Origin of the sequence: Sinomonas sp. G460-2, from assembly GCF_047759905.1 — a bacterium.
In the GTDB taxonomy this organism is placed as follows: Bacteria; Actinomycetota; Actinomycetes; order Actinomycetales; family Micrococcaceae; genus Sinomonas.
Map to the genome: position 1 here is coordinate 1 of NZ_JBKZWT010000343.1, position 3,759 is coordinate 3,759.

At 69.9% G+C, this 3,759-nt stretch carries 4 protein-coding genes; 2 read left to right on the forward strand and 2 right to left on the reverse strand.

Features of this window, described 5'->3' with window-relative positions:
- A partial coding sequence (locus ACLN58_RS19400) for an FAD-dependent oxidoreductase (RefSeq protein WP_415856875.1) occupies positions 1 to 306 on the reverse strand: 306 nt, incomplete at its 3' end.
- Positions 307 to 622: 316 nt separating this feature from the next.
- Between ACLN58_RS19400 and glyA the strand changes: the two genes are divergently transcribed.
- Together glyA and ACLN58_RS19410 are read left to right on the forward strand one after the other, a co-directional pair.
- Entirely contained in the window at positions 623 to 1,915 is a 1,293-nt protein-coding gene (gene glyA, locus ACLN58_RS19405) for a serine hydroxymethyltransferase (RefSeq protein ID WP_415856876.1), read from the forward strand.
- Between the two features lie 8 nt (positions 1,916 to 1,923).
- Positions 1,924 to 2,820 carry a bifunctional methylenetetrahydrofolate dehydrogenase/methenyltetrahydrofolate cyclohydrolase gene (locus tag ACLN58_RS19410; RefSeq protein ID WP_415856878.1) on the forward strand — a complete coding sequence of 299 codons (897 nt, stop codon included), beginning with the start codon at positions 1,924 to 1,926 and terminating at the stop codon, positions 2,818 to 2,820.
- 72 nt (positions 2,821 to 2,892) lie between these two features.
- Here ACLN58_RS19410 and ACLN58_RS19415 read toward each other — a convergent pair whose 3' ends face one another.
- Positions 2,893 to 3,342 (reverse strand): CHRD domain-containing protein, encoded by a 450-nt coding sequence (locus tag ACLN58_RS19415; RefSeq protein ID WP_415856877.1) that lies wholly within the window; start codon positions 3,340 to 3,342, stop codon positions 2,893 to 2,895.
- Between the last annotated feature and the right edge of the window lie 417 nt (positions 3,343 to 3,759).

A 3,759-nucleotide genomic window follows, 5' to 3' on the forward strand; every position in this document is an offset into this window, starting at 1 on the left:
GCGCGCCGGGCGGACGATGGGGAGCCCGTACTCGCGCTCGTACGCGCCGTAGTAGCGGCCGACGACGGCGGAGCTCGGCTCGTGCGGATCCGGCGCCTCGAGCGGAAGGCCGGGGAGCGGGTGGAGGCCGTGCGCGGCGTCGAACGTGAGGGACGCCCACCGGTGGCGCCAGGCTCCGCCGGGGCCGCCGTTGGCGTCGAGCACTACGTAGTCCTCCCACGCGCGCAGGCCCCTGCGCTGGAGCCAGTACGCCGCGCTGAGCCCGGCTTGGCCCGCCCCGATCACGACCACTTTGAGCGCCTCCACGCCGTCTCCCTCCGTTCTGCTGACACGTCAACCACCTTCGTAACCATGAGAAACGCCAGCCTGTTCCCGGCGCGGCCGGGATAGACTGTGGCCTGTCGCGACTGGCGTTGGGTGGGTCACCACCGGGGAGCGACGCGTGCTGCGGTGCCAAGGCCACTTGTCTGGCGGGCGCGGCGCACACGGGACACCATGGGTCGTACGCCTGGGCCAGGGGTCGAGCACCACCGTGCTGTCACGCCCCCGACGCGAGTTCCAGCAGGGGCGGGGCGGCCGGTAGCCTGACCAGTAGCACGCCGAGCCCAATTCAGGAGATCCCGTGACCACCACGAATCCCACTGTGTCCTCCGTCAGCAACCTTCCGCTTGCCGACGTCGACCCCGAGATCGCCGCAGTCCTCGAGCAGGAGCTGGGCCGCCAGCGCGACACGCTCGAGATGATCGCGTCCGAGAACTTCGCGCCGCGCGCCGTCATGGAGGCGCAGGGCTCGGTCCTCACCAACAAGTACGCCGAGGGTTACCCCGGGCGCCGCTACTACGGCGGCTGCGAGTACGTGGACGTCGCCGAGAACCTCGCGATCAGCCGCGTCAAGGAGCTGTTCGGGGCCGAGTTCGCGAACGTCCAGCCCCACTCGGGCGCCCAGGCGAACGCCGCGGCGCTCGCCGCGATGATCAACCCGGGCGACAAGATCCTGGGCCTTTCGCTCGCGCACGGCGGCCACCTCACGCACGGCATGAAGCTCAACTTCTCCGGCAAGCTCTACCAGGTCGCCGCGTACCAGGTCGAGGAGGACTCGTTCCGCATCGACATGGACAAGCTTCGCGAGCAGGCCCTTGCCGAGCGTCCGAACGTCATCATCGCCGGCTGGTCCGCGTACCCGCGCCACCTCGACTTCGCGGCGTTCCGCTCGATCGCGGACGAGGTCGGCGCCCTCCTGTGGACGGACATGGCGCACTTCGCGGGCCTCGTCGCCGCGGGGCTCCACCCGAGCCCGGTTCCGGACTCCCACGTCGTGACTTCGACCGTGCACAAGACGCTCGCAGGCCCGCGCTCCGGCGTGATCCTCGCGAAGCAGGAGTTCGCCAAGAAGATCAACTCGAACGTCTTCCCGGGCCAGCAGGGCGGCCCGCTCATGCACGTGATCGCCGCGAAGGCCGTCGCGTTCAAGATCGCGGGTTCGGAGGAGTTCAAGGAGCGCCAGGAGCGCGTCCTCGAGGGTGCCCGCATCATCGCGGAGCGCCTCAACCAGAAGGACGTCGCCGACGCGGGCGTCTCGGTGCTCACGGGCGGCACGGACGTGCACCTCGTGCTCGTGGACCTGCGCAACTCGCAGCTCGACGGCCAGCAGGCCGAGGACCTCCTCCACGAGGTCGGCATCACCGTGAACCGCAACGCCGTCCCGTTCGACCCGCGCCCGCCGATGGTCACCTCCGGTCTGCGCATCGGCACGCCGGCCCTCGCGACGCGTGGCTTCGGCGCCACCGAGTTCACCGAGGTCGCCGACGTCATCGCGACCGCGCTCAAGGGCGGCGCCGATCTCGCGTCCCTCCAGGCGCGCGTCGACAAGCTCACGGCGGACTTCCCGCTCTACCCTGGCCACGAGGAGTGGTGAGCGGCACGATGACGTCCCAGACCGCCGTCGTCCTTGACGGCAAGGCCGCCTCGGCGGCCATCAAGGCCGAACTCGCCGAACGTGTTGTGGCCCTCAAGGCCAAGGGCATCACGCCAGGGATCGCGACGGTGCTCGTGGGCGCGGATCCGGCCTCGCAGCTGTATGTGGGCATGAAGCACAAGCAGTCCGTCGCGATCGGGATGAACTCGATCCAGAGGGAGCTGCCTGCGGACGCGACCCAGGAGCAGGTCGAGGCCCTCATCGACGAGCTCAATGCGGACCCGACCTGCCACGGGTACATCGTGCAGCTCCCGCTGCCGAAGCACCTCGACACGGACGCCATCCTCGAGCGGATCGACCCGGCCAAGGACGCCGACGGGCTCCACCCGACCAACCTCGGGCGGCTCGTGCTCAACGTCAACGGCCGGATCGACACGCCGCTGCCGTGCACACCGCGCGGCGTCATCGAGCTCCTGCTGCGCAACGACTACGACCTCAAGGGCAAGCATGTGGTCGTCGTGGGGCGCGGCGTGACGATCGGCCGCTCGATCCCGCTGCTGCTCACGCGCCGCGAGATCAACGCGACGGTCACCCTCACGCACACCGGCACGCAGGGCCTCTCGGAGCACCTCCGCCGCGCGGACGTGATCGTCGCGGCGGCTGGGGTCAAGCACATCGTCAAGCCCGAGGACGTCAAGCCCGGCGCTGCCGTGCTCGACGTCGGGGTGACGCGCGAGGAGGACCCGGACGGGGGCCGGCCGAAGGTGTTCGGCGACGTCGACCCACGGGTCGCCGAGGTGGCTGGCTACCTCTCGCCGAACCCAGGCGGCGTGGGCCCCATGACGGTGGCCCTGCTCATGACCAACGTGGTCGAGGCCGCGGAGCGCGAGGCCGCGCGCGCCTGATTCCCATCGACTGCTCCGTAACTGTCGTTTTCGAGCCCCATAACGACGGTTACGGGGCAATCGATTCTGTTGTTACTTGAGCTGCCCCCGGATCTCGCCGCCGGGCCACATATGGGTGTGAACGTTGACGTAGTACGCGTCCGGATCAGCGGAGATGGCCGAAAGCAGGCTCGCGCTGACCGTCTTGCACGCGCTCGAAGTCCACGTCGTGCCGGCACCGACGCTGAGCGGGATGACGATCGGACCCGGGACGTTGCGCGGCGCCACATGCACATGCGCTCCGATCGCCGGCCCCGTGAGGTCCCGAACTTCGAGGGTGTAGCAGAACTGTGTCCCGTTGATCGTGGAACTGAAGAAGCCGGAGGCGTCGCTCGTCGAGCCGGTGGTCTCCTGCTCCGAGTTCAGCGGGATGGCTGGGACGCCGCCTGGCTTGGCGACCGCGGCCGGAACGCCCGCGAATGTGAGCACGGCGACCGCAGCGGCGACGGCGACGCTCTTCCAACGGGGAATCCGCACGCTCATGGTGTCCTCCTTGCTGGGGTGTGGTGCATTTCACGCTACGCGCGGCCCGTGCGGGCAACAATGTGCGGAGCGGCCCAATAGCGCCCGTCGGCCCACCGTCCATTGACGCTCCAGTCCGGTTGATCCGTCCCGACCAGTCCCAAGCTGGCGCGTCGCTGCGCGACACCCTGAGGGCCGGCCAAGAAGCGGACCAGATCGCGGCCCCAGTCTGCTGTGCGACCCGGTCGCGCATGCTCCCGGCGGAGTAGTCGCCCGTGCGCCCCACGGCCGACGACGGCGCTCGGCCCGGGCGCGTAGGCTCGATCCATGCGGGCACGGGACGGCGATCGGGCGGGAGACTCGCCGCCCGGTTCAGTGCCGCCCTGGTCCGGCAACCCGTGGTCCGGCAACCCCGGGTCCGGAAACCCCTGGTCCGGC

Bases quoted from the DNA above. Each gene is read 5' to 3' on its own strand.
- ACLN58_RS19410 (WP_415856878.1), top strand. From the start codon at position 1,924: ATGACGTCCCAGACCGCCGTCGTCCTTGACGGCAAGGCCGCCTCGGCG.
- ACLN58_RS19415 (WP_415856877.1), bottom strand. From the start codon at position 3,342: ATGAGCGTGCGGATTCCCCGTTGGAAGAGCGTCGCCGTCGCCGCTGCG.